15 protein-coding genes and 3 tRNA genes are annotated in these 21,680 nt (G+C 56.8%); 6 read left to right on the plus strand and 12 right to left on the minus strand.

The annotated features are described in order from the left end of the window. Positions 1-11: 11 nt before the first annotated feature. The 3 genes from ACUN9X_RS16330 to trhA form a co-directional block, all read right to left on the minus strand. A complete protein-coding gene (locus ACUN9X_RS16330; RefSeq protein WP_445473770.1) occupies positions 12-3,692 on the minus strand; it encodes a translocation/assembly module TamB domain-containing protein in 3,681 nt (1,226 codons plus the stop codon). Next, on the minus strand, positions 3,689-5,428 hold the full coding sequence (locus tag ACUN9X_RS16335; RefSeq protein ID WP_279306947.1) for an autotransporter assembly complex protein TamA: 1,740 nt from the start codon (positions 5,426-5,428) through the stop codon (positions 3,689-3,691). Before ACUN9X_RS16335 ends, ACUN9X_RS16330 begins: the two co-directional genes overlap by 4 nt. A gap of 101 nt (positions 5,429-5,529) precedes the next feature. After that, complete coding sequence (gene trhA, locus ACUN9X_RS16340; protein WP_260034829.1) at positions 5,530-6,213, minus strand: PAQR family membrane homeostasis protein TrhA; 684 nt, start codon at positions 6,211-6,213, stop codon at positions 5,530-5,532. A 294-nt stretch (positions 6,214-6,507) separates the two neighbouring features. Here trhA and ACUN9X_RS16345 point away from each other — a divergent pair, with 294 nt between their 5' ends. The 4 genes from ACUN9X_RS16345 (at position 6,508) to ACUN9X_RS16360 (ending at position 11,657) form a co-directional block, all read left to right on the plus strand. Further along, positions 6,508-7,815, plus strand: a complete 1,308-nt coding sequence (locus ACUN9X_RS16345) for an acyl-CoA dehydrogenase family protein (protein WP_260034828.1) — start codon at positions 6,508-6,510, stop codon at positions 7,813-7,815. Positions 7,816-7,827: 12 nt separating this feature from the next. After that, positions 7,828-9,036, plus strand: coding sequence for an acyl-CoA dehydrogenase family protein (locus tag ACUN9X_RS16350; RefSeq protein WP_445473771.1), 1,209 nt, complete (start codon positions 7,828-7,830; stop codon positions 9,034-9,036). Positions 9,037-9,129: 93 nt separating this feature from the next. Further along, entirely contained in the window at positions 9,130-10,137 is a 1,008-nt protein-coding gene (locus tag ACUN9X_RS16355) for a hypothetical protein (protein ID WP_260034826.1), read from the plus strand. Positions 10,138-10,181: 44 nt separating this feature from the next. After that, positions 10,182-11,657: an amidase gene (locus tag ACUN9X_RS16360; protein WP_260034825.1), complete on the plus strand. Its 1,476-nt coding sequence runs from the start codon at positions 10,182-10,184 to the stop codon at positions 11,655-11,657. Positions 11,658-11,723: 66 nt separating this feature from the next. Here ACUN9X_RS16360 and ACUN9X_RS16365 read toward each other — a convergent pair whose 3' ends face one another. After that, entirely contained in the window at positions 11,724-13,085 is a 1,362-nt protein-coding gene (locus tag ACUN9X_RS16365; protein WP_445473772.1) for an acetyl-CoA C-acetyltransferase, read from the minus strand. Positions 13,086-13,346: 261 nt separating this feature from the next. On the opposite strand from ACUN9X_RS16365, the gene ACUN9X_RS16370 reads away from it, so the two are divergent. Next, on the plus strand, positions 13,347-14,756 hold the full coding sequence (locus ACUN9X_RS16370; RefSeq protein WP_445473773.1) for a 3-oxoacyl-ACP reductase: 1,410 nt from the start codon (positions 13,347-13,349) through the stop codon (positions 14,754-14,756). A 72-nt stretch (positions 14,757-14,828) separates the two neighbouring features. Here the strand turns inward: ACUN9X_RS16370 and ACUN9X_RS16375 are convergent, their stop codons facing one another. The 8 genes from ACUN9X_RS16375 to ACUN9X_RS16410 all read right to left on the minus strand — a co-directional run bounded on the left by ACUN9X_RS16375 (position 14,829) and on the right by ACUN9X_RS16410 (position 20,971). Further along, positions 14,829-16,379, minus strand: a complete 1,551-nt coding sequence (locus tag ACUN9X_RS16375) for a DHA2 family efflux MFS transporter permease subunit (protein ID WP_445473774.1) — start codon at positions 16,377-16,379, stop codon at positions 14,829-14,831. 12 nt (positions 16,380-16,391) lie between these two features. Continuing rightward, a complete protein-coding gene (locus ACUN9X_RS16380) occupies positions 16,392-17,522 on the minus strand; it encodes an HlyD family secretion protein (protein ID WP_445473775.1) in 1,131 nt (376 codons plus the stop codon). Between the two features lie 222 nt (positions 17,523-17,744). After that, positions 17,745-17,820 (minus strand) — tRNA-Val (locus tag ACUN9X_RS16385). Between the two features lie 10 nt (positions 17,821-17,830). Further along, a tRNA-Asp gene (locus ACUN9X_RS16390) sits at positions 17,831-17,907 on the minus strand. Between the two features lie 46 nt (positions 17,908-17,953). Continuing rightward, positions 17,954-18,029, minus strand: a tRNA-Val gene (locus tag ACUN9X_RS16395). 190 nt (positions 18,030-18,219) lie between these two features. Continuing rightward, positions 18,220-18,657 (minus strand): hypothetical protein, encoded by a 438-nt coding sequence (locus tag ACUN9X_RS16400; RefSeq protein ID WP_445473776.1) that lies wholly within the window; start codon positions 18,655-18,657, stop codon positions 18,220-18,222. Between the two features lie 419 nt (positions 18,658-19,076). Beyond that, positions 19,077-19,949: a DUF2846 domain-containing protein gene (locus ACUN9X_RS16405; RefSeq protein ID WP_260034817.1), complete on the minus strand. Its 873-nt coding sequence runs from the start codon at positions 19,947-19,949 to the stop codon at positions 19,077-19,079. A gap of 116 nt (positions 19,950-20,065) precedes the next feature. Next, the gene (locus ACUN9X_RS16410; RefSeq protein ID WP_445473777.1) at positions 20,066-20,971 is read right to left on the minus strand and encodes a hypothetical protein; all 906 of its coding nucleotides are present in this window, start codon (positions 20,969-20,971) and stop codon (positions 20,066-20,068) included. 195 nt (positions 20,972-21,166) lie between these two features. On the opposite strand from ACUN9X_RS16410, the gene purE reads away from it, so the two are divergent. Beyond that, on the plus strand, positions 21,167-21,658 hold the full coding sequence (purE, locus tag ACUN9X_RS16415) for a 5-(carboxyamino)imidazole ribonucleotide mutase (protein ID WP_260034815.1): 492 nt from the start codon (positions 21,167-21,169) through the stop codon (positions 21,656-21,658). Positions 21,659-21,680: the final 22 nt, after the last annotated feature.

Genomic DNA, 21,680 nt, shown 5'->3' on the forward strand with positions numbered 1-21,680 from the left:
AGCTTCCGGCTTCAGAAGTCCCGGGTGTAGAAAATATCCAACGAAGCAGCCAGACCACTGGCTGCTTCAAGATAGAAGTAACGCCCCAGATCATAGCGCAGTGCCACCGTCGTGACCGGCTCAAAAACGCCCACGCCATACCGGACCGAGAGGTCTTCCGTCAGGTATCCGCTGGCAACCACGCTAGCCTCATCGCCCGAGCCTTCGGCCTCCAGAGTCAGATCTTTCACGCCGAACACCTCGCCAATACCGCGCGTCAGATCGTTGGTTCGGGCCAGCCCCAGTGACAACGCCGCCGCGCCAACCTGGCTTTGGTCACCGCTGTTTTTGAGCGGACGCCCCAGCACCACATACGACAAGGCTTCCTGCTGTGACATGGGGGGTTCAGAGAAGACTTCAGCCTGAGGTTCGTCGGCTGGGCCCTTTAATCGAATCCCCGCAATCACGGCATCCACCCGCCTCACGGCTTCAATATCCAGATATGGCTCGCTTACCGGGCCCACGAACAACAGACGCGCGCGTCTGAGCTCCAGTTCCTGGCCATAGGCTTTGTAGTTGCCATCCACCAGCTTCAGTACACCGCGGGTATCGAGGTTGTTGCCAATGCGCAGCTCCCCCTTCAGGTTCCCGGTGACACCGAAGCCTTTAAAGGTCACCTTGTCTGCTCCCACAGTGACGGTGACATCCATCATCAACTCCAGCGCCTCCGCTTCTTCTGCATCCACACCGACAATGACCTCGTCATCCGACACGGAAACAGCCTGTGGCGGCAACTCCCTTACCTCAACGTCACCTCGTGGCACGTCAATCTTGCCTTCTACACTCACCTTTTTTCCGTCTACCGTCAGCTTGATATCCGGCGACATTTCCAATCGGGCGTAAGGCTCATAAACCAGCGGCATACGATCACCCTTAACCGCGACGGCAACCTTGGGCACGCCAGTTCGCCAGTCGACGTTGCCGGTAAGCGTTCCTTTACTGCGTTCATTGCTCTGCCAGCGACCCTTGATATCGGCCTGCTGCCCCTTGAACTCAACATCCGCAAACACGTCATGAAACGGCATCGGGATACGTTCATCGACCACCTCGCCATCCGCGAGGCTAAGCGTTCCCTCAACCGAAGGCTCCATCAGTGGACCCGTCAATCTTCCGCGGCCGCTAATCACGCCTTCAATGGTTTCAATTTGGGCAAAGGGCTCAATAATCCCGAGCTTCAGGTCATCCAGTTGGTAATCGCCATCAATCCGCTTCTCGTCGGTTGAAGGATCAACTTTAAGATTGATCGCCATAGTACCAAGCTGCTCACCGGACAATTTGACGCCGAGTTTCGCCTGTTTTGGGGTCAGGTCCATTTCGGCGGTCAGCGTCTGGTAGGTGATGGAGCGCCAGCCTTCCACCTGCTGGATATCGAAACTGCCGGGCCCCACATCCAGTCTGATTTTGCCGTCAGGGCCCTGCTCGTTCATCTCGAGATCAATCTCACCGTCAAGATTGGCCTGCCAACGGAAATTCTCTGGCCAAAGCGCCGCAAGCGCTGACATAGGGAAGTTCTTGATGGTGTAGTTGATCTTCTGATCCGGCAACAGCGCCTGATCAGAAGCACAAAGACTGCTTGTCTGCCAGCGCCAGCAATGCTCGCCCAGTGTGAGCTCGCCAGCGCCGGTATATTCAAGCTCGGCGGCACTCTCCAGTTGCCATACCTGATCGCCGGTACGAACCTCGCCGTTTGAGATCGCACCCGACCAGATATCCGCCAAAGCCCCTGCAAATCCGAGGTTGACGGTTACTTCCGGGTTAACCAGCTTCAAGTCAAGTTGGTGAGCCTTGCGGGTTCCCTTGAGCCCCGCATCCACGTCACCGATCAGCTGGTCACCGGCTTTGACGCCTTTCGCCGATGCGGTGAGATTGATGGTTTCGCCTCTGGCCAGCGCCCCCTGCAGGCTAATCTGGTCAATCGTGCTGCCTTGCAGGACCAGACTGTCTCCGGAGAGCGACACCTTTCCTCCCGGTTTATCAGGCGTGCCGGACACTGCGACGTCGCCCTTCAATGTGCCACTGATACCGGGCCAGAGCTGGCCCAGTTCAGGCAGGGAAAGCGCCAGTTTCCCTTCCAGTTGGTCAGCCCATCGGCCACTGCCCGAAACCTTGTTCTCACCAACCGATACGGACAACGCCTCAAGGTTCCAGCCGCCACCATCCGATGCCAGTTTGCCGCGCGTACTGGCATCCTGCTGTTTCCAATCGCCTTTCAGATCCCAGTCTGCCGTCACTTGTGGACCTGAATCAGGCAATGCGCCCTTGCTGTTGATAGCACCCGAAAGCGTCGCTTCTATTTCCGGCATCCAGAACGACGGATCAAACTGTTCAAGCTTGACTGCCGCGTCCCAACGGACTGTGGTTGCGTAATCGATCGTTGCCTCACCGGACAAGCCGCCGCCTCCGGTATCAATCTCAATATCGGAAACACGCACCTGCTCTGCGTCGCCGTCCGCCTTCGCGGCAAAGCGGGTATCGCCGGCCGGCCCGTCAGCATCACCGGAAACACTGACGCTATAGGCATTGCCGTCATAACTGAAATCGCCATTCAGTGTTTTCAGCGTCACCGGGGTTGGCGCCATATCAGGGATGAGCACATGCCAGGGAAACGCCACCAGCTTCAGGCTGCCATCCACATTAAAACCATCAGCCCAGGCCACGTCCGCATTGGCAGTGACGGTCTGAGGGGACGATGCCGTGCTGGCCGGCCCGGTGAGCGAGAGTTCAATACCCGTCGCCCGCTCGGTGGTCACGTGACCGGTCAGATTGACCGGAACCGCGCCCGTCGTGCCGGGTAGTTCGGCCTGGCTTTTCACCTCAAAGCCATCATCCAGGCTACCGTCCAGATCCAGCACCCATTGCTTGATGGTCAGCGTATCCGGCAGAGCGGCTGAGGGCGTGAAGGCATCGCTGGTGACATGGGCCTTTGCCGGTAAGCCAGGTAGAAACGGACGGGTCACACCATTGAGGCTGGCATCGAGGTAGCCGGAGCTCTCACCCTGGATCCTAAGATCATGAGCGCTGCCTGCAAGATTGAGATCGAGCAGCCACTGCTTCTCAGCATCCGGTGACGGAAGACTGACATCAACGTTGAGATTCAGCGGCCAATCGCCTCGGGTTTCAAGCGTGCCTTCCGCTCCCACCTCGACGTCACCGAAAACCGCGTTGAAATCTTTGATACGCCAGGCGGCTCCCGACGCCTCGACTTCCAATGTAAAGGACTGCCAGATTTCCGATTCATTCACACTCAATGGCCCGAGCCGGACGTCACCCACGGCAATACCAAGCGGAATATCAATCGAGGGGAGCTGAAACGGTTGATCGTCAGCGGGAGCTTCAGACGGTGCAAGCGTAATATCGATACGCTCGACCAACAGTCGATCTACGCAGACGACACCTTTAAACAGGCAGCCTGGAGACCATTCGAAATCAGGTTGATCAACTTCAGCGATGACCCCATAGCCTTGCCAGCGCACATGCTGCGCCTGCCAGTGCCCCACCAGCGAGCCGCTATCGCCGGTCAGCGTCAGCCCGGGTATTTGCTCAAGCACCCAGCGGGTACCCGCATCGGATCGGAGCATCACCGCTAACGCCGTCAGTACCAGCACAATCAGCATCAGCACTGCCGCCAGCGTCCAGAGTAGCCAACGCTTCATAGCTCCGGCCCCATCGAGAAGTGCAGCCGCCAGCCACCGCCCAGCTCTTCATCCAGCCCCTTGGCTACGTCCAGTCGCAGCGGGCCGACCGGGCTCACCCAGCGGATACCCACGCCAACACCAGTGGCCAAGGGGTCGGTGAGATTATCTACAGCATTACCGCGGTCGTAGAAGGTCGCCAGACGCCACTGGGATGTCAGCGCATACTGATATTCCATACTGCCCACCAACAGATAGCGCCCACCGAGGGAGTCATCATCAGCGTTTTTTGGCGTCAGGGTTTCATAGCCATAACCCCGAACACTCTGGTCACCACCGGCAAAGAACCGCAACGAAGGCGGCACATCATCAAAGTCATTGGTGCCGACGGCGCCGGCCTGCGCGCGCACCAGAAACCGGTGTTTATCCGCGAAAGTCACGAGTCCCTTGGCGATACCCAACACGTGCAGCACATCCGCAGTGGACGCCAGGTTGCGTGTGGCACCGGTCACATCCAGCTGTAACCGGTAACCCCGATTCGGATCCATCGGATTATCGGCTTCTATTTTGGAATAGCTGATACCGGGCAGTAACAATCGGCTGTCGCCCGGCTCATCGCCAATATTGTAGCGCTCTTTTTCATACCTCAACGACAGCACTCGCAGCCACTCGTTATCAAGCTGATGCCGCCACTGCTGCCCAAACGTCAGGCGCTCTGACACGACATCCTCAATATCCTCGTACTGATAGCCGCCGGTGAATCTTATGGCATCAGTCATCGGCGGATCGAGCGGCAATTCATACCAGGCACTCAGATTCTGGCGCGGCTCGGAAATCTCCGCCTCGGCTCCTCGCCGGTGCCCCATCGGGTTAATCCAGTGTTCCGCCCAGGTACCCCTTACCCTAGGGCCCACGTCTGTCGAGAAGCCCACGCCGGCGGCAACCGAACGGGGATCTCTGCGGGACAGCCGCACGTTGACTGGCACCGTCCGGTTTTCAGCGTTCTGTCCGGAAGCATTAATCACCACCGCTCCGAAATACCCGCTATTCGACAAATTACTATCCAGTTCTGCCACTTTATCGGCGTCATATGGATCGCCGGGACGAATCTCTACAAAGCCATCGATCAGTTTTTGCTCAAAGTAAGTGTCGCCGTCGAAACTCACATCGCCAAATTTGTAGCGCGGCCCGCTCACATACACCAGTTGAATGGCAGCCGTCCGCTTTTCAGGATCTACGGCCAGCCGGTGCTCGGTAAACTTCCCCTCGAAGTAACCCAGCTTTTGCGCACGATTCTCGATGTATTTGCGAGTGCTCTCGTAGTTGCTGTGGTTAAGGATCTTGCCAGGTGCAATGGATGCCGGCGGCGTAAAAGAAAAGTCGGGGTCCTGCCCCATATCGCCTTTGATCTGGATATCACGGGATTCAATACGGACCGGCTCACCGGGAATGGCCGTCAGCTTGAGTTCGGGAATGTCGCTGTATTCAATATTCCAGGTGATCTCAGGCGAGTAGTAACCAAGCGCCTTGAAAGCCTGCTGGATCTGGGAAATGGCATGGGGAGCGTAACGTCGCAAGCCTTCTGCAGTGCGTTCCGTGACAACGCCGATAAAAATATCGGCGTTGTCCTGCAGGGCCGGAAAATCACCCTTCACCTCAACCTCAACCTGGCCGGCTGCATAGGTGGCGGGGGACGCCACACAAACAAGGCAGAATAAGCCAAACCAGACTGGCAACAATGTCGTTCTGATCGTCAAAACCTCATCCGTCCCGGGACCTTGTCAGATGAGGTGTATGCTACAGACATTCAGGCTTTTCTGCTTGCCATCCAAGTTAAATTAATCTACCAAAAAGCACTCTAATTCAACGCACCGGGTAACACGCCGTAGTAAATGGCAAAGAAATGACAGGCACCGCCGCCCACCACAAAAAGATGCCAGATGGCATGGTTATAGGGGATCTGTTTAACCAGATAGAACACCACGCCCAGCGTATAGGTGATGCCGCCGGCTACAACGAGCTTGAGCCCCAATGGATTCACCGTTGCAGAAAGCTCGGTTGAAGCGAGCACAATCAGCCAGCCCATCAAAAGATAGGTACCCACCTGCAATGCTTTGAACCTGTGACCATAAACCAGCTTCAGGGTAATCCCTCCGAAAGCCAATCCCCAAATGACAGCAAATAGCAGCCAGCCCTGCCCTGCACGCATATTCACAAGGAGAAATGGCGTGTAGGTGCCGGCGATCAACAGAAAGATCGCGCAATGATCCAGCATTTTGAATAGCCGCCGGCGCCCGGGATCGCGAGCGCTGTGATAAAGCGTCGAGGCGAGAAACAGGAGCGTCATGCTGGCACCGTAGATACTGACGCTGACAATTTTCCATGGGTCGGCGTCCAGGCTGGCCAGCACTATCAGGACAATCATGCCCGCCAGACTCAATACAGCGGCAACGCCATGCGTGACACCATTCAGCCATTCTTCAATACGGGAGTAATCCTGCCCCGCTGGCTGGTGGTCTGAGATTTGTGACGGCGTACTCAAAGGGAATCTCCTGCAGGAATGGTCAATATTTCAGCTTACAAGCGTACGCTGAAATGCGGCAATTTCAAGCCTTGGCTCGATAGTTCGCGATCTGCCCCTGTCCCGACACCCACAACTTCAAACCCGAATTGACCCCATTGCCCGACACACCGGCTCTCATCGCCAATGGCGTATGGACGCCAGCATCACATGATCGGATATCAGTTCAGCAACCTGAACCGAAGACGGCACTGCCCAAGACACAACAGCTGGTGCCAGTCGGCCAAACAAAAACAACATCACTGGAGGGCTCGTATGAGCCGCGACCCTATCGCATTTGCACTGGCCACAATGAATCGTCTGGCGGCGAGTCCGCTGTTGGACAGGTTTGGCGTCAGGCGCCCGGTTGAACGCATGGCCTACCAGAGCACACGGGCAGGATTCAAAACCCTGGCTGTCGCCAATCGGGAATTTCGTCGGGTGCGGGGTCTGTTTCCCCGCCAGCAACTCCCCAGCAAGACGCCAGGCTCACTATTCGATCTGACTCTGGACGATGACCAGCAGATGATCGTTGACAGCCTCAAGCGCTTTGCAAGCGAGGTTATCCGCCCCAAGGCGGCAGAGTGCGATGACACCGGCACTCTGGCTGGGGATATTGCATCTCAGGCCCATGCCCTCGGCTTGACCCTGTATGCGGTACCGGCTGAATTCGGCGGCGTTGCTGAAACCCAGTCACCCTTGACCAGTGTTCTGATCGCAGAGCAACTCGCACGGGGCGACATGGCAATTGCCATGAGCCTGCTGGCACCTTTCAGCGTTGCCCAGGCCATCACTCAATGGGGCACCGGTACGCAGCAATCCACCTACCTGCCTGCCTTCTGCGAAGAGCAGCCACCGGTCGCAACCGTCGCCATTGACGAACCCCACCCACTGTTTGATCCGATAGTGCTGAACACTCGCGCACGCAGGACGGACAGCGGATTCTGCCTCAATGGTGTGAAAAGCGGCGTAATCCGCGCAGCTGACAGCGACCTTTTCCTGATCGCAGCTGAACTTGAGGATCAGGGCCCAAGGTTGTTCATCGTTGAGCGCGGTACCGCCGGACTCTCTTGGACCGAAGAGCCCGCAATGGGGCTTAGAGCCGCTGAGACCGCCAGCCTTCGCCTGGATGACGTTTCACTTGATGCGGAGGCCCTGCTGGGAGATGACAGCTTCAATTACACCGCATTTATCGACCGTGCGTCGATCATGCGATGCGGGCTCGCTACCGGCACCGCACAGGCAGTCCTCGACTACGTTATCCCCTACTGCAACGACCGTGAAGCCTTCGGCGAACCCATCAGTCATCGCCAGTCCGTTGCCTTCACTATCAGCAATATGGCGATTGAGACCGAGAGCATGCGTTTGATGACATGGCGCGCTGCAAGCAGAGCGGAACACGGCCAGGACTACCATCGCGAAGCCTGCCTTGCCCGCCTTTTATGCAATGAGAAAGCAATGGAAATCGGCACCAATGGTGTTCAGTTGCTGGGCGGCCACGGGTTTGTCAAAGAATACCCGGTAGAACGCTGGTACCGCGATTTACGCGCCACAGCCACACATTTCGGCGGCACGCACGCCTGACAGGAGTTCCGGATGAACCTTGAAATTCCCCGTAAGTTTGGTCCGCTCGTCAACCAGGCCCAACAAGTAGCTCGTGAGATCTTTCTGCCGATTTCCCGCAAGTATGACCGGGCTGAACATGCGTACCCGAAAGAACTGGACATGTTCGCCTCCATCATGGACGGCATGAACGAAGGCGCCGAAGATGGCGGTGCAGGTGCAGGCCGCCTGGCAAGGGCAGACAACGGAAACGGCTCGGGAAACCGCAACGGCACCAATATGAAAACGGTGCTGGGATTGACCGAGTTATGCTGGGGCGATGTTGGCCTGGCGCTATCCATCCCCCGGCAAGGGTTGGGTAACTCGGCGATTGCCGCTGTCGCCGACGACGAACAACTGGCAAGGCTCGGAAAAACCTGGGCCGCAATGGCGATCACCGAACCCGGTGCCGGATCGGACAGCGCCGCAATCCGCACAACAGCCATTCGCGACGGCGACGATTACATCATCAACGGTGAGAAAATATTCGTCACTGCCGGTGAGCGGGCCGATGCGGTGGTGGTCTGGGCATCGCTGGATCGTTCAGTCGGGCGCGCCGCCATCAAGTCGTTCGTGGTGGAAAAAGGCACCCCGGGCATGACAGTCGAGCGGCTCGAGAAAAAACTCGGCATTCGCGCGTCGGACACGGCCGCCATTCGTTTTGAAAACTGCCGTGTGCCCGCCGCAAACCTGCTGGGCGATCCGGAGGTAAGCGTCGACAAGGGCTTTGCAGGTGCGATGCAAACCTTTGACAACACCCGCCCGGTCGTCGCTGGCATGGCGATCGGTGTGGCCCGAGCAGCGCTCGACAAAACCCTGGCCCTGCTGGAAAAAGCAGGTGAAACGCTGCGCTATAGCACGCAAACCTGGACTCAAAGCGCCGCTCACCGGGAGCTGCAGTTGTTGGAAGCGGAATGGGAAGCCGCCCGCCTGCTCACTCTCAAAGCCGCATGGATGGCCGACAACGGGCTGCCGAATTCGATTGAAGCCTCAATGGCCAAAGCCAAAGCAGGCCGTGTCGGCAATCAGGTCACACTCCGGTGTGTAGAGTTGTGCAGCAGTCTTGGCTACAGTGAAGTGGAGCTATTGGAAAAGTGGGCACGGGATTCAAAGATTCTGGATATATTTGAGGGCACCCAGCAAATACAGCTGCTGATTATTGCCCGCCGCCTGCTGGGTAAAAGCTCGTCCGAACTGAAGTAGTTGCCGAATGATCAGGCGCAGCCCAAGCTCCTGATCATGACGGTTTTAGTGTTAGGCTAATCGGCCATTATCAATTCCGGCCGGGCGAGGCGCATGTTCACGATTAACCGAGAGAATCTACGCAACAGCCACCAGGTATTCTGGTTCATTGTCGACTTTGTGATGCTGGGGCTGCTGTTCATCAACATCTGCTGGATTATCCTGGATTCGCTTTACGCTATTGATGCGGTTAATGAGTTATTGGCCAGCTACATGCCGACAATCGTCGAGCTCTACCGGCCCATCCACAAGAATTTCATTTTCTACGATCTGATTTTCGTCTCGATTTTTCTCAGCGAGTTTGTGATCCGCTGGCTTTACGCGATCCGCACGAAGCTCTACGGACGCTGGTATTTTTACCCGTTCATCCACTGGTATGACGTACTGGGATGCATCCCTATCGGGTCATACCGGTTCCTGCGGGTACTGCGGGTGATATCGATTGTGTACCGGCTACACAAGTACAAGGTCATCGATTTCACCAAAACCCGGCTCTATACCTTCCTCAAGTTTTACTATGAGGCGTTTATGGAAGAGCTGTCAGACCGGATCGTCATCAAAGTGCTGTCTGGCGCGCAGGAAGAACTGAGCCACGGCTCGCCAATGGTGCACCGGATCCAGAATGACATTCTGCTACCCCGCAAGGATTTGCTGACCAGCTGGCTGTCACAGCGGGTGGCCGAAGCGGCAGAACACGGCTACGTGCCGAACCGGGGCGCACTGCGTCACTACCTCGAGAACTGTGTCGATCAGGCATTGAACAACAACGCAGAGCTGTCCAGGTTGCGGCTGATTCCGGTGCTGGGTTCGCAGATCACAGAAACCCTTGAGGAAGCTGTCGGCGATATCGTGGCGCAAGTGATTCACCAGATCATGGACGACCTCGCCTCAGCCCGGAACCACGGATTTATAGAAGACATTGTGGACACTTTCCTCAAAGCGGATGACGGCCTGTCTGAAGACACGTCAGGGCAAGAGCAGCAAATTATCAAAGTGGTCAACGAGATCATTGATGTCATGAAAGACCAGATGCAGATCAAACGCTGGCGTCAGGATTTGTAAGGAACCACCAAGCACGCATTAATCTGAAGGGAGTTGTTTCCATAATGCCGGACATTCACTACCAGAGCGCCACCGAAATGCTCGAGAGTCTTCGCAGTGGCGCGATGACCAGCGTAGCGCTGACAGAAGCCCTGATCGCGCGTATTAACAGCCACAACCCGAAGATCAATGCACTGATTACCCTCGCTGCGGATGACGCCTTGAAGCAAGCCGCAGAAGCCGATGCCAAACGCCAGCGGGGTGAATCACTGGGCCCACTTCACGGCTTGCCGATGACACTAAAGGACACCTGGGAAGTCGCGGGACTGCACTGCATAGCCGGAGCCCCCGCCCTGCGTGATTACGTCCCTGAACACAACGCGGATCTGGTACAACGGCTGCGGGACGCAGGCGCCATTGTGCTCGGCAAAACCAACGTGCCGTTCTACGCCATGGACCTGCAGAGCTACAACCGGGTCTTCGGCACAACGAACAACCCGTATAATCCGGAGCATACCCCGGGCGGCTCATCCGGCGGAGCGGCTGCAGCGCTGGCAGCGGGACTGATCCCGCTGGATGTGGGAAGCGATCTGGCGGGTTCGATTCGCACCCCCGCCCATTTTTGCGGCGTTTTCGGCCACAAGGCCACACAGAACCTGATCTCCATGCGCGGCCACATTCCCGGGCCTCCCGGTACACTGACGCCACCCGACTTGGTAGTACCCGGGCCGATGGCACGTACAGCTGCCGATCTGGAAATGCTGCTTAACGTCATTGCCGGGCCGCGTCCGTTAGACGCCCGTAGCTGGTCGCGTAACATGGAACCCGCCCGCATCTCCGATCTGCGCAGTGCTCGCGTCGGCCTATGGCTGAGCGATCCACTGTGCCCCGTTGACGACCACCTGACAGACGCTTACCGGTCGCTGGGCCAGAAACTGGAGCAAGCAGGCAGCCTGGTGGCCGACGCCAAACACGATCTACTCGACCTGGACCATATCCTGCCGGCCTATTTCAATTTGCTGGGAAGCCTGGTGAGCGGGAACATGCCACCCAAACAGCGCCGCCAGATGGCCATGGTCGCCCGCTTTGAGACCTGGATCAGACGGTTCTTTCCGATGACAGCGCACATGGGAGAATACGGGCGTGGCGTTAATCAGCCGATCTATCAATGGGCATCCTGGACTGAAACACGGCTGAAGATGCGCGCCCGGATCGATGAGCTGTTTGCCGATATCGATGTACTACTCACGCCGATCACGCCAACAACGGCTCCGCCACACAATCAGAAAGGCGAGGCCTTTAGCCGACGCATCACCGTCAACGGCAAGCAGCGGCCCTACACTGATCAGTTCTGCTGGATTGCGTTCGCCACACTGCTGGGATTGCCTGCAACCTCAGTACCGATTGGCCGCACGGCGGAAGGGCTGCCTTACAACGTGCAGGTCATTGGTGCACCGGGAAGCGATCTGACCACCTTGAAGTTTGCACAATTGCTTGAAAAGGAAGGGCTGGCTGGCTTCTCGCCACCACCGGGTTACTGAAGCAGAACGGAAGCAGAAAGGAAAACCGGGGCTTCACTTGAGGAAAGCCCCGGCTATAAACGTGATTTAGCGCTCGAGTATGGCCGTAACCCCCTGGCCGCCTGCAGCACAGATAGAGATGAGCCCTCGTCCACTGCCCTTCTCGGCTAATTGCTTGGCCAGCGTTGCAATAATGCGCCCACCGGTTGCGGCAAACGGATGTCCGGTTGCAAGGCTGCTGCCCTTCATATTCATCAAACTACGATCGATGCTACCCAGCGGTTTGTCCCGCCCCAGGCGCTCTTTGCAGAAAACCGGGTCTTCCCATGCTTTCAGCGTCGATAGCACCTGGGCCGCGAAGGCTTCGTGGATTTCGTAGATATCGAAATCCTGCAGGGTCAGGCCGGCGCGATCCAGCATTCTTGGCACCGCATAGGCCGGGGCCATCAGCAGGCCTTCTTTCTTGTCGACAAAATCGACCGCTGCTGTTTCCGAGAACGTCAGATAGGCCTGCACTTCAAGATTGTTTGCCTTTGCCCAGTCTTCGCTTGCCAGTAGCACACAGGATGCGCCATCCGTCAGCGCAGTGCTGTTGGCCGCTGTCATGGTGCCGTTTTCACGATCAAAGCAGGGTTTGAGCGTCGCCAGTTTCTCCAGCGTGGTATCCGGGCGCAGAATATTGTCCTTGTTCAGCCCGGCCATCGGCGTCATCAGATCGTTGAAAAATCCGGCATCGTAAGCCGCAGCCAGGTTCTGGTGGCTGTCATAAGCCAGCTTATCCTGCTCATCCCGCGGGATTTTCCACTCGTGGGCGGTCACCTGACAGTGATCGCCCATCGACATACCGGTTCGGGGCTCGCCGTTCTCAGGAAACTCAGGCACCAGAAAACCGGGACGAAAACGGCCCAGAATTTTAAGCCGCTCGCCCGCCGTCTTGGCGCGGTTCAGATCGAGCAGCATTTCCCGCAGGCCTTCACCAAGTCCAATCGGTGCATCGGATGTGGTATCGGTTCCGCCGGCGATACCGCAATCAATCTGGCCTAGTGCGATCTTGTTGGCCACAAGAATGGCGGCCTCAAGTCCGGTGCCGCAAGCCTGCTGTACATCGTACGCCGGCGTTTCCGGCGCCAGACCGGAACTGAGTACCGATTCACGGGTCAGGTTAAAGTCACGGGACTGCTTGATCACCGCACCGGCGGCCACTTCGCCCATGCGCTTGCCCTGCAGGCCAAACCGGTCGACCAGCCCGCGCAATGACGCCGTCAGCAGTTCCTGATTGCTGAGCTTGCTGTAAGCGGTATTGGAACGGGCGAAAGGCGTGCGGTTACCGCCGATAATCGCAACACGCCGAACCGTCTGCGGCGCGCTTTTAGGCGTCGGCTTTTTAGCTGTCGCTGCGCCGCCGCGTTTGGCGGGCTTCTTTTGTTCAGGATTGTTAGCTTGGGCCATGAGATTGTCCTGTGATTCGTCGTATGATGAGGGGCAGTCTAGCGTTACCGGGTAAACGCTCATTGGCAGCCCTGACAATGGCATCAGAGCGTTGAGTCAATCCAAAAGATTTCAGTTTCCATACCATGACAACAGGTTACTACTTGTCGCGTGGATCTGGGAACGCTGGCAGTTTGCGCGGGCTCTCATTTTCAGCGGTTCCCGAAGAGGGTGTTGCAACAGCCTTCAAAGCTTAACATCGACGAAATCAAGGAAGCGTGTATGTCAGATCTTTATCTCAAACTTGTGAACACCTCTGTCGGTAAATCCGCTGCACAAACCCTGGGGCTGCCCGCCCCCATCTCATTGAAGCGCTGGCAGCGGACCGATCAACCTTTCATTGAAGGCGATGTCTTGATTGGCGCTGCCAGCGGCGCTCGCGCAATTCAGTCTATCGGCAGCATTCTGGGTGCCAGCCCGGCACAGGTCTTCCATGCCACCGGGCAGGTGTCGCTTGAGGAATCGTCAAAAGCCGGAAGCAAGGCCAAGCCTCTGGACGTGACTGCCGAGATCAACCAGCGGTTCTCGGCACTGGTCTTTGATGCCAGCGGCATGAAAGACACAACGGAGCTCAAAGCGCTTTACGAGTTTTTCCACCCGGTCATTCGCAAGCTCGGAAAGAACAGCCGCGTTGTGGTGCTGGGCCTTGACCCTCATCATTGCCGCAAGGCACCCCAGGCTGCGTCACAGCGCGCACTGGAAGGCTTTGTTCGCAGCATCGGCAAGGAAGTAGGAAAGAAAGGGGCAACTGCCAACCTGATCTGGATCGCACCCAACGCAGAAGAGCGCATCGACTCGAGCCTGCGGTTCTTCCTGTCGCCGCGTTCCGCTTATGTTTCGGGGCAAGTTGTGAGAATTGGAAAATCGGAAACCGGCAACATGGCGACCAACCCGGTCGCGCCACTGGCGGGCAAGGTTGCGCTGGTCACCGGTGCGTCCCGGGGTATCGGCGAATCGATTGCTGAAACCCTGTCGCGTGATGGCGCAACTGTGATCGTGCTGGATATTCCGGCAGCCATGGCAGACATTGAAACCGTGGCGAAACGGGTAGGCGGCAAGCCACTGGCCTGCGACATTACCGAAGCCAATTCACCGCGGATCATTGCCGAGTTTGTGGAAGATATGGGCAAGGGTCTGGACTTTATCGTCCACAATGCCGGCATCACCCGTGACAAGACTCTGGGCAACATGCCAGAGCATTTCTGGGACATGACCATTGCCGTCAACCTGACCGCCGAAGAACGCATCGATGAAGAGCTGCTGGCACGCAACCTGATCCGCGAGAACGGTCGGATTGTCTGCGTTTCATCTATTAGCGGTATCGCCGGGAACTTCGGCCAAACCAACTATGCCGCGTCAAAAAGCGGTGTTATCGGTTATGTCGAAGCCATGGCCCGCTCACTGAAGAATGGCATCACGATCAACGCTGTCGCGCCCGGTTTCATCGAAACACAAATGACCGCCGCCATGCCCATGACGATTCGTGAAGCGGGCCGGCGCATGAACAGCCTGTCCCAGGGCGGCTTGCCAGTGGACGTTGCAGAGACCATCGCCTGGTACTGCAATCCGCAATCGGCCGGTGTCTCCGGCAACATTGTGCGGGTTTGCGGCCAGTCGCTAATAGGCAAATAACACGATAAAAACGGCACAAAAAAACCTGACGCGGCGTTGCCGTCGTCAGGTTTTTTAATGGTCAGCACAAACTCAGTGGGCCGGCGGCGTGTCTGCTTCCGGATTCCCGGGTTTCAGGAACAGCACCAGCGGAATCATGGCAATGAACAACAACCCCATGAAATGGAAACTGTCGATATACGCCAGCAGCTGCGCCTGCCCTTCTACTGTGCGATTCAGCAGCGCCAGCGCCTGATCCTGACTGCCCAGCATCTGACTCATCCCGGACACCCGCTGCTCCCATTCGGGATCTCCCGGCTGGGTATTCCCCACCAGCGGCACCCGGTGATGCGCACCCAATCGCGATATCAGCGTCACCAACACTGAAATACCAACCCCGCCACCCAGATTCCGCATAAACGCGAGCATCGAAGCCGCCTGATTGTTAGCACTGGGCGGCAGCCCCACGTAGGCCATTGAGGTAATTGGAATAAACAGAAAGGCAATCCCCAGCGTCTGCCAGGCCCGAACCATGGCCATGGTGTACTGATCCACCTGCAGGGTGAACGACCCCATGTACCAGAGCGCGCTACCTGCGCAAAGCAAACCAAAAGCAATCAGATACCGCAGGTCCACCCTGCCCGCCAATTTACCGACTATCGGCATCATCGCCATGATGGCGAACCCGCCGGGTGAGATCACCAGCCCGGCATCCAGCGCGGTGTAACCCATGAGCGTTTGCATGAACAAAGGCAATAAGGCCGTTGACCCCAGCAGAACAAAGCCCAGGATAAACATCAGCAAATTGGAAATCGCATAGTTCCGGTAGCGAAAGAGGCGCAGATCGACAACCGGATTTCTCTGGTCAAACGACCGTACAATGTAAGTCAGCAGCGCAACGACAACCACAATCGTCAGCAACTGGATTTCCAGCGAATCCCACCAGTCTTCATTCTGCCCGCGATCGAGCATCCATTGCAGGCTGCCGATACCCACCGCAATCAGACCAAAGCCCAGATAATCCACCTTGCTGCCGTCATGATTAGGCTTTTCATCAGGCACGTACGTGCGAATCAGCGTGATGAGCACGATGCCCACCGGCACATTGATCAGGAAGATCCAGTGCCAACTGAACTGATCGGTAATCCAGCCCCCCAGCGTGGGGCCAATGGCCGGTGCCGCCACAACCGCAATGCCGTACATCGCGAATGCCATGGCCCGCTTGGCCGGCGGAAAGGCGTCAGCCAGAATTGCCTGAGAGACAGGCTGCAAGGCGCCACCGGCCAGCCCCTGAATAGCCCGGAACAGAATCAGCACTTCCAGATTGGGCGCCAGTCCGCACGCCAGCGAGGCAAGCGTAAAGCCGGCAATACAGGCAATAAAAAAACGGGTACGCCCGAAATACTCCGACAGCCAGCCGGCAATCGGCAGCGCAATAGCGTTAGTGACCAGATAGGCGGTCAGAACCCAGGTGGACTCTTCAGGTCCGGCGCCGAGGCTACCGGCAATATGCTGCAGCGAGACGTTGGCAATGGAGATGTCCAACACTTCCATAAAAGCCGCCAACGCCACCATGGGCGCAATCAGCCAGGGATTAATCGCGCGCTTGCCGGCACCGTTCACCGAAGGAGTGGGCTCAGCCATGTAATGCTTCCCTTATTCAGGCTGCGAATGGCTGTCCAGATGAACAGTGGGGACCACTGACATACCAGGCCAGAGCTGAACCTGCTCGGGTACGTCATCAAGCTCGATACGCAAAGGCACTCGCTGTACCACCTTCACAAAATTACCCGTGGCGTTCTCCGGTGGTAATAGCGCAAATCGCGCCCCGGTGCCCGGCTGAAAGGATGCCACATGCCCGCTCAATTCCAGATCGGGATAGGCATCCACTTCAACCGAAACCCGATCGCCAATTGTCATGCCGCCAATCTGGGTCTCTTTATAATTGGCCTTGATCCACGGATTACCGGATACCAGAATCACCAGCGTTGACTGAGGCCCGACCATCGAACCGGTCTTGCTCTGTATTTCACTTACCCAACCGTCCACTGGCGCGGTAATCGCCGTCCAGTCAAGATTGAGCTGTGCCTGGTGCAAATCCGCTTGCGCCTGCGCCAGGCTTGCCTCGGCCTGATCCACTGAAGCCTGAAGAACCGGACGCCGCTTGTCGTCTGCATCCACCGTTTTTTCGCTGGCCCTGGCAGACTGCACCTGGCTTTCTGCCACGGCGACGGCTGCTTGAGTCGCCGAACGATCACTCTCCAGCGTGCTCAGTTGGGTACGGGTATTTTCCAGTGTCTGCTGCGACACCTGTTTGCGTTTCGCCAGCGCCTCGTAGCGTTTGACGTCACGACGGGCCTGATCAATTCTCGCGTCTTGAGCATCCAGCGTGCGCTGTTGCTGGACAACCTGCGCCCGTGCAACTGAAACCGCCGCCTTTGCTTGCTGTTTACGTGCTTCTAAATCCGCCACAAATGCATCGCGCGAACCGCGGGCGCTATCCAGTGCGGCCTTGGCGTTGGCTACACGTGCTCTGGCGTTTTCCAGCGCCACCTCAAAAGGCTGAGGATCAATACGCGCCAGCACCTCACCGGCTTTGACCTGCTGGTTATCGCCGACTGCAACGTTCACCAGCGGGCCAGTGACCCGGGGGCGAAGATAGACGACGTCGCGCTCTATAAAAGCGTCATCTGTGGTTTCCTTGCCCATGCTCCACCACCAGAGTCCGATAATGACTACAGCGGCAACAGCGAATAGACGAAACAGGCGTTTCAGACGCAGAGACATTGTGCTTTTACCTTTCTTCGGTTTTTCAGATGGGCACATATCCAGACTACAGACGGCGCCATTTGCAGCGCAATAATACGCAAGCTATGAAAAAAAGCCCAGCAAATGAGAACCACATGAATTGCCTGGAAAGCATTAATCCGAACGAAGCGAACACGGAATACGTGAGGCTTTAAATCACAATCAGTGAGGGTTGCAGTAACAGGAAGGGGAAAAAAGAAATGGTGGGTGGTACTGGGATCGAACCAGTGACCCTCGCCTTGTAAGGGCGATGCTCTCCCAGCTGAGCTAACCACCCAGGGAAAAAATGGCGGAGCGGACGGGACTCGAACCCGCGACCCCCGGCGTGACAGGCCGGTATTCTAACCAGCTGAACTACCGCTCCGCACTATCATCTATTTATCGGTGGGGTTACCGACAAAGCGCTGAAATGGTGGGTGGTACTGGGATCGAACCAGTGACCCTCGCCTTGTAAGGGCGATGCTCTCCCAGCTGAGCTAACCACCCATGTCAGCGCGGACAACATTAAGCAGTGCTCGTGTCATCCAGATGAGACGCGCATTTTAAGCATTTGGCCGGGGGTGTCAAATACTTTTGTCCTGTTTTTTTTTGAATTGTTCTCAATTGGTTAATCCGTAAACAGCTTCTCAGGCGGGCGTTGATCGACGTAGCGTCCGCCCCTATCGGCGCCCTGGAATTAACGCGACTTTTTGGTTGCGGCGTTTTCGGTGCGGGGCGGCTTGGCCGCTCCGGCCTTTCCGGGTTTGGTCGTTGGGCGAATAGATTGCACTCTTGCTGTCGCTCCCTTCAATGCCCGCCCGGATCGCGCAGCAGCGGATGCCGCTTTCTGGTCGAGCGCCAAGCGCCCTACCTGAGATTTTCGCTCGTCAGGAACCGCCTCCTGCGCCAGCAGACGATTCAGCTTATCGAGCCTGATCTGCACGTTCTGCAATTGCTCATCAGCGTGCTGGCGCAACGACAAACTGACGCCTTCTAACAGATGCTGCAGCTCGCGCACTCGGTGGCCACCATTCTGGTCGGCCAGAACCAGCGCTTCTTCACAGGATTTTCTGACAACATCGAGTCTTTTTCGAGCCCAGTGCAAGGGCCCGGCAACAGAGTCCATGAGTGACATTTCGTTTCCTTGGCAATAAAACCTTTAATCAAGTCTGTCGGCAATCAGGTAAGCGCTGGTGAAGGCCAGTATCAAGTTATCCACCATGATGCCGGCCTTTCATTTGAAACCGCGAGCGCATCGAAAAGAATATCGAGAAGTTTCTGACACCTGCAGCATCACCAGAATTGCGCTAGGTGTCAGTTTAGTCAGTCATACCAAAACCGGCAATAACGTCACAAAGACACATATCGCTCAGCCAAAGCCTGACACCGAACAAGGGAATCATGCTGATCAAAAACAATCCGACGGGCATTGGCATGGGTAACAGGAAGAGGCGTCAAACCCGCAAGTCTGACGCATTTGATAATTTGCGGCGTTACGGTGAATGCCGTTATACATTCAGGGCGATGTCGTGTTTGCTCCAGCTGACTTACTGCTTAGAAAGGCCACCACCAACTTCCCTCTTCAGCCGCTTCGGCAGCTGCTATCTTGCGTTCGCGCTCTGCTTCTACCTGAGCATAGGACGCTTCAAGCTCTGCCATACGGCGATCAGTCTCAAGTTCGCCAATCGGCCCGCCACCAAATGGCCAGTACCAGGATGCTTCCTCATATTGACCCGCCAGTCGCAGCGCTTCTATTTCCTCTTCCCTGGCTTCTTCGAGCTCGTCCATGTGGCGCTCGTAATCATCGTCGATATTCGTTTCAGATATCGACACGGCAGCATGGTTGGGGGCCAGCATGTCGCTGTTCAGAAACTGGGTGGTGCGAATCTCGCCATCAGCCATCGCCACATCCCGTGTCACCAGCTGCAAATCGCCGGAGGCCAGCGGGTGCTCGGGCTCGAGCTCCGGATGGGTTGCTGATGGCGGCGTTACCTCGTTGTAGCGAAGGTAATAGACTTTGCCCGCATCGACCCTCACAACGGCATCGGCTATTCGACTCAGATCAAAATCAAACAGACCTTCCAGGCCAAGCAGAGGACGGCGAATAATAATGTGACGCTCACCCGGCGCGACTTCCAGCCAGGTAAAACTGTCATTGCGGATATTGAAGTAGTGGCGTTCGTCAACATAAACGCTGGGGGACTCAATTTCATCTGACGCCCACTGCGAGTGAGGACGATAGAAATACAGCAGAGCATTGCGCTCTCTGTCCCAGTCACTATTTTCGATATGGACAAAGTCCGGCCCCGACACCGGATGCAGAAACGCTCCGGTACTCTTGCCTATCGACTGTTTGACGGGGCAGCCCGCCAAAAACACGGAGGCAAGCAAAACCGCGGCAACTGATATGCTCCTTGAAACACGCATTTGATCCATCCCCTGAAACCCAACGTCCCGGATAATACCAGCAGCGGCACCTCGCAAACTGAGAGCTACCGCAAGGGATGGATACAAACCGTTACCTGTGCCCGCTGCTTCTGAATTCAGCGCGCAGGCGCCGCCAGGCCGTCAACTTTTTTATCCAGACTAATCAGCCGCGAATTAAGCTGGGCTCGGGACGCATCGATAGCGTCAATGGCGCGATCAACTTTGTCGATTCGCTGGCGTATGTCAGCAAGGCTCGATTTGAGGTTATCCGTACCCGATGAGGCGGATTCGAGCCGACCAATGCGAGCCAAGAGTTCCTGCCGCGCAAGCCCCTGTTCCCGGGCGAATCGATCAAGCCGTTGATCGATACCGCCCTTTACTTCTTCAGTTGCTTGCTGAACTTGCACGATGCGCGGCTCAAGCGCTTTCACAGATGACGACACGCTTTCAATGCTTGCTTTCAACTCTTCCTGAGATTGAGCCTGGCCTGACTGCGCTTTTTCTAGCGCCGCCAGTGTACTCGCCGTGCCTGTTGCTGATTTCTTGATATCAGCGAGCGCAGAAGTATTTGCCTCAATGGCATCACGATTGCGCTCATTGGCGATCGCCCAGAGCTTACGGATTTCGCTGTCAGCTGTTTTAGCCTGCTCCGCCAGATTGGCGATTCTTTCCTGCTGAGTGGAGCCACGCTTTTCGAGGGTTTCCCCGGTCTCGCTGATTTTTCCTTCGACTCGTGCCAGCATCAGCTTGCTCTGATTCGCCCAATGCTCGGCATCCTGCAACTGCGTCGACAGTTCATCAATGCGTTGATTCTGGCTATATAAGGCCCAGCCACCCGCCGCCACAATTACCAGCAGGAGTATCACCAATACAGTCGATGCCCCGCCCGAACGTTTCTCACCAGCACCGCGCACTGGCCTGGACGATGCCGGCTTATTGTCGCCTGCTTTCTTGTCTGCGCCAGCCTGAACCGGCTTCTTTGTTCCCCGCACTTCATCCCTTTCCGGACGTATCGGTTCCATAACAACCTCGTTGCTCAACCCATTGCTTGGTGGTGACTTTCAAGTCGTGATACCTATTGGGCTCAGATCTTAACGATTCCTTGCCCGAGGCGCCAAGACTGATGCCACCGGGCGTGCAATCTGAACTTATTTGCATGGCCTGCAGGCTGTGCATACAATGCTCGGCTTCCTTTTAAACATACCGGGATGTTGCTTATGCAGCCGCAAGTTGGCCTTATTATGGGCTCAAAGTCGGACTGGCCGACAATGGAGCATGCAGCCAACATGCTTGAAAAGCTTGGCGTCAGTTACGAAGTCCGCGTTGTTTCCGCGCACCGCACGCCAGACCTGTTGTTTGAATACGCTCGTACAGCAGCCGATCGCGGCATCCAGATCATCATCGCCGGCGCTGGTGGCGCTGCTCACTTGCCCGGCATGATCGCGTCGCAGACTCCTCTGCCCGTGCTCGGAGTCCCCGTCCAGTCAAAAGCACTAAGCGGACTGGACTCTCTGCTATCGATCGCTCAAATGCCGGGCGGCGTTGCCGTGGGTACATTGGCTATCGGCAATGCTGGCGCAACTAACGCAGGTCTTTTGGCAGCGCAGATTGCCGGCCTCCACAATGCCGACATCCGCGCTGCAGTTGAAAGCTTCCGTGCCAGCCAGACCCAAGCGGTACTGGACAACCCTGACCCCCGCAACGACTGATTCGAACTTCACCGGAGAAACC

This window comes from Marinobacter sp. V032 (assembly GCF_052645435.1).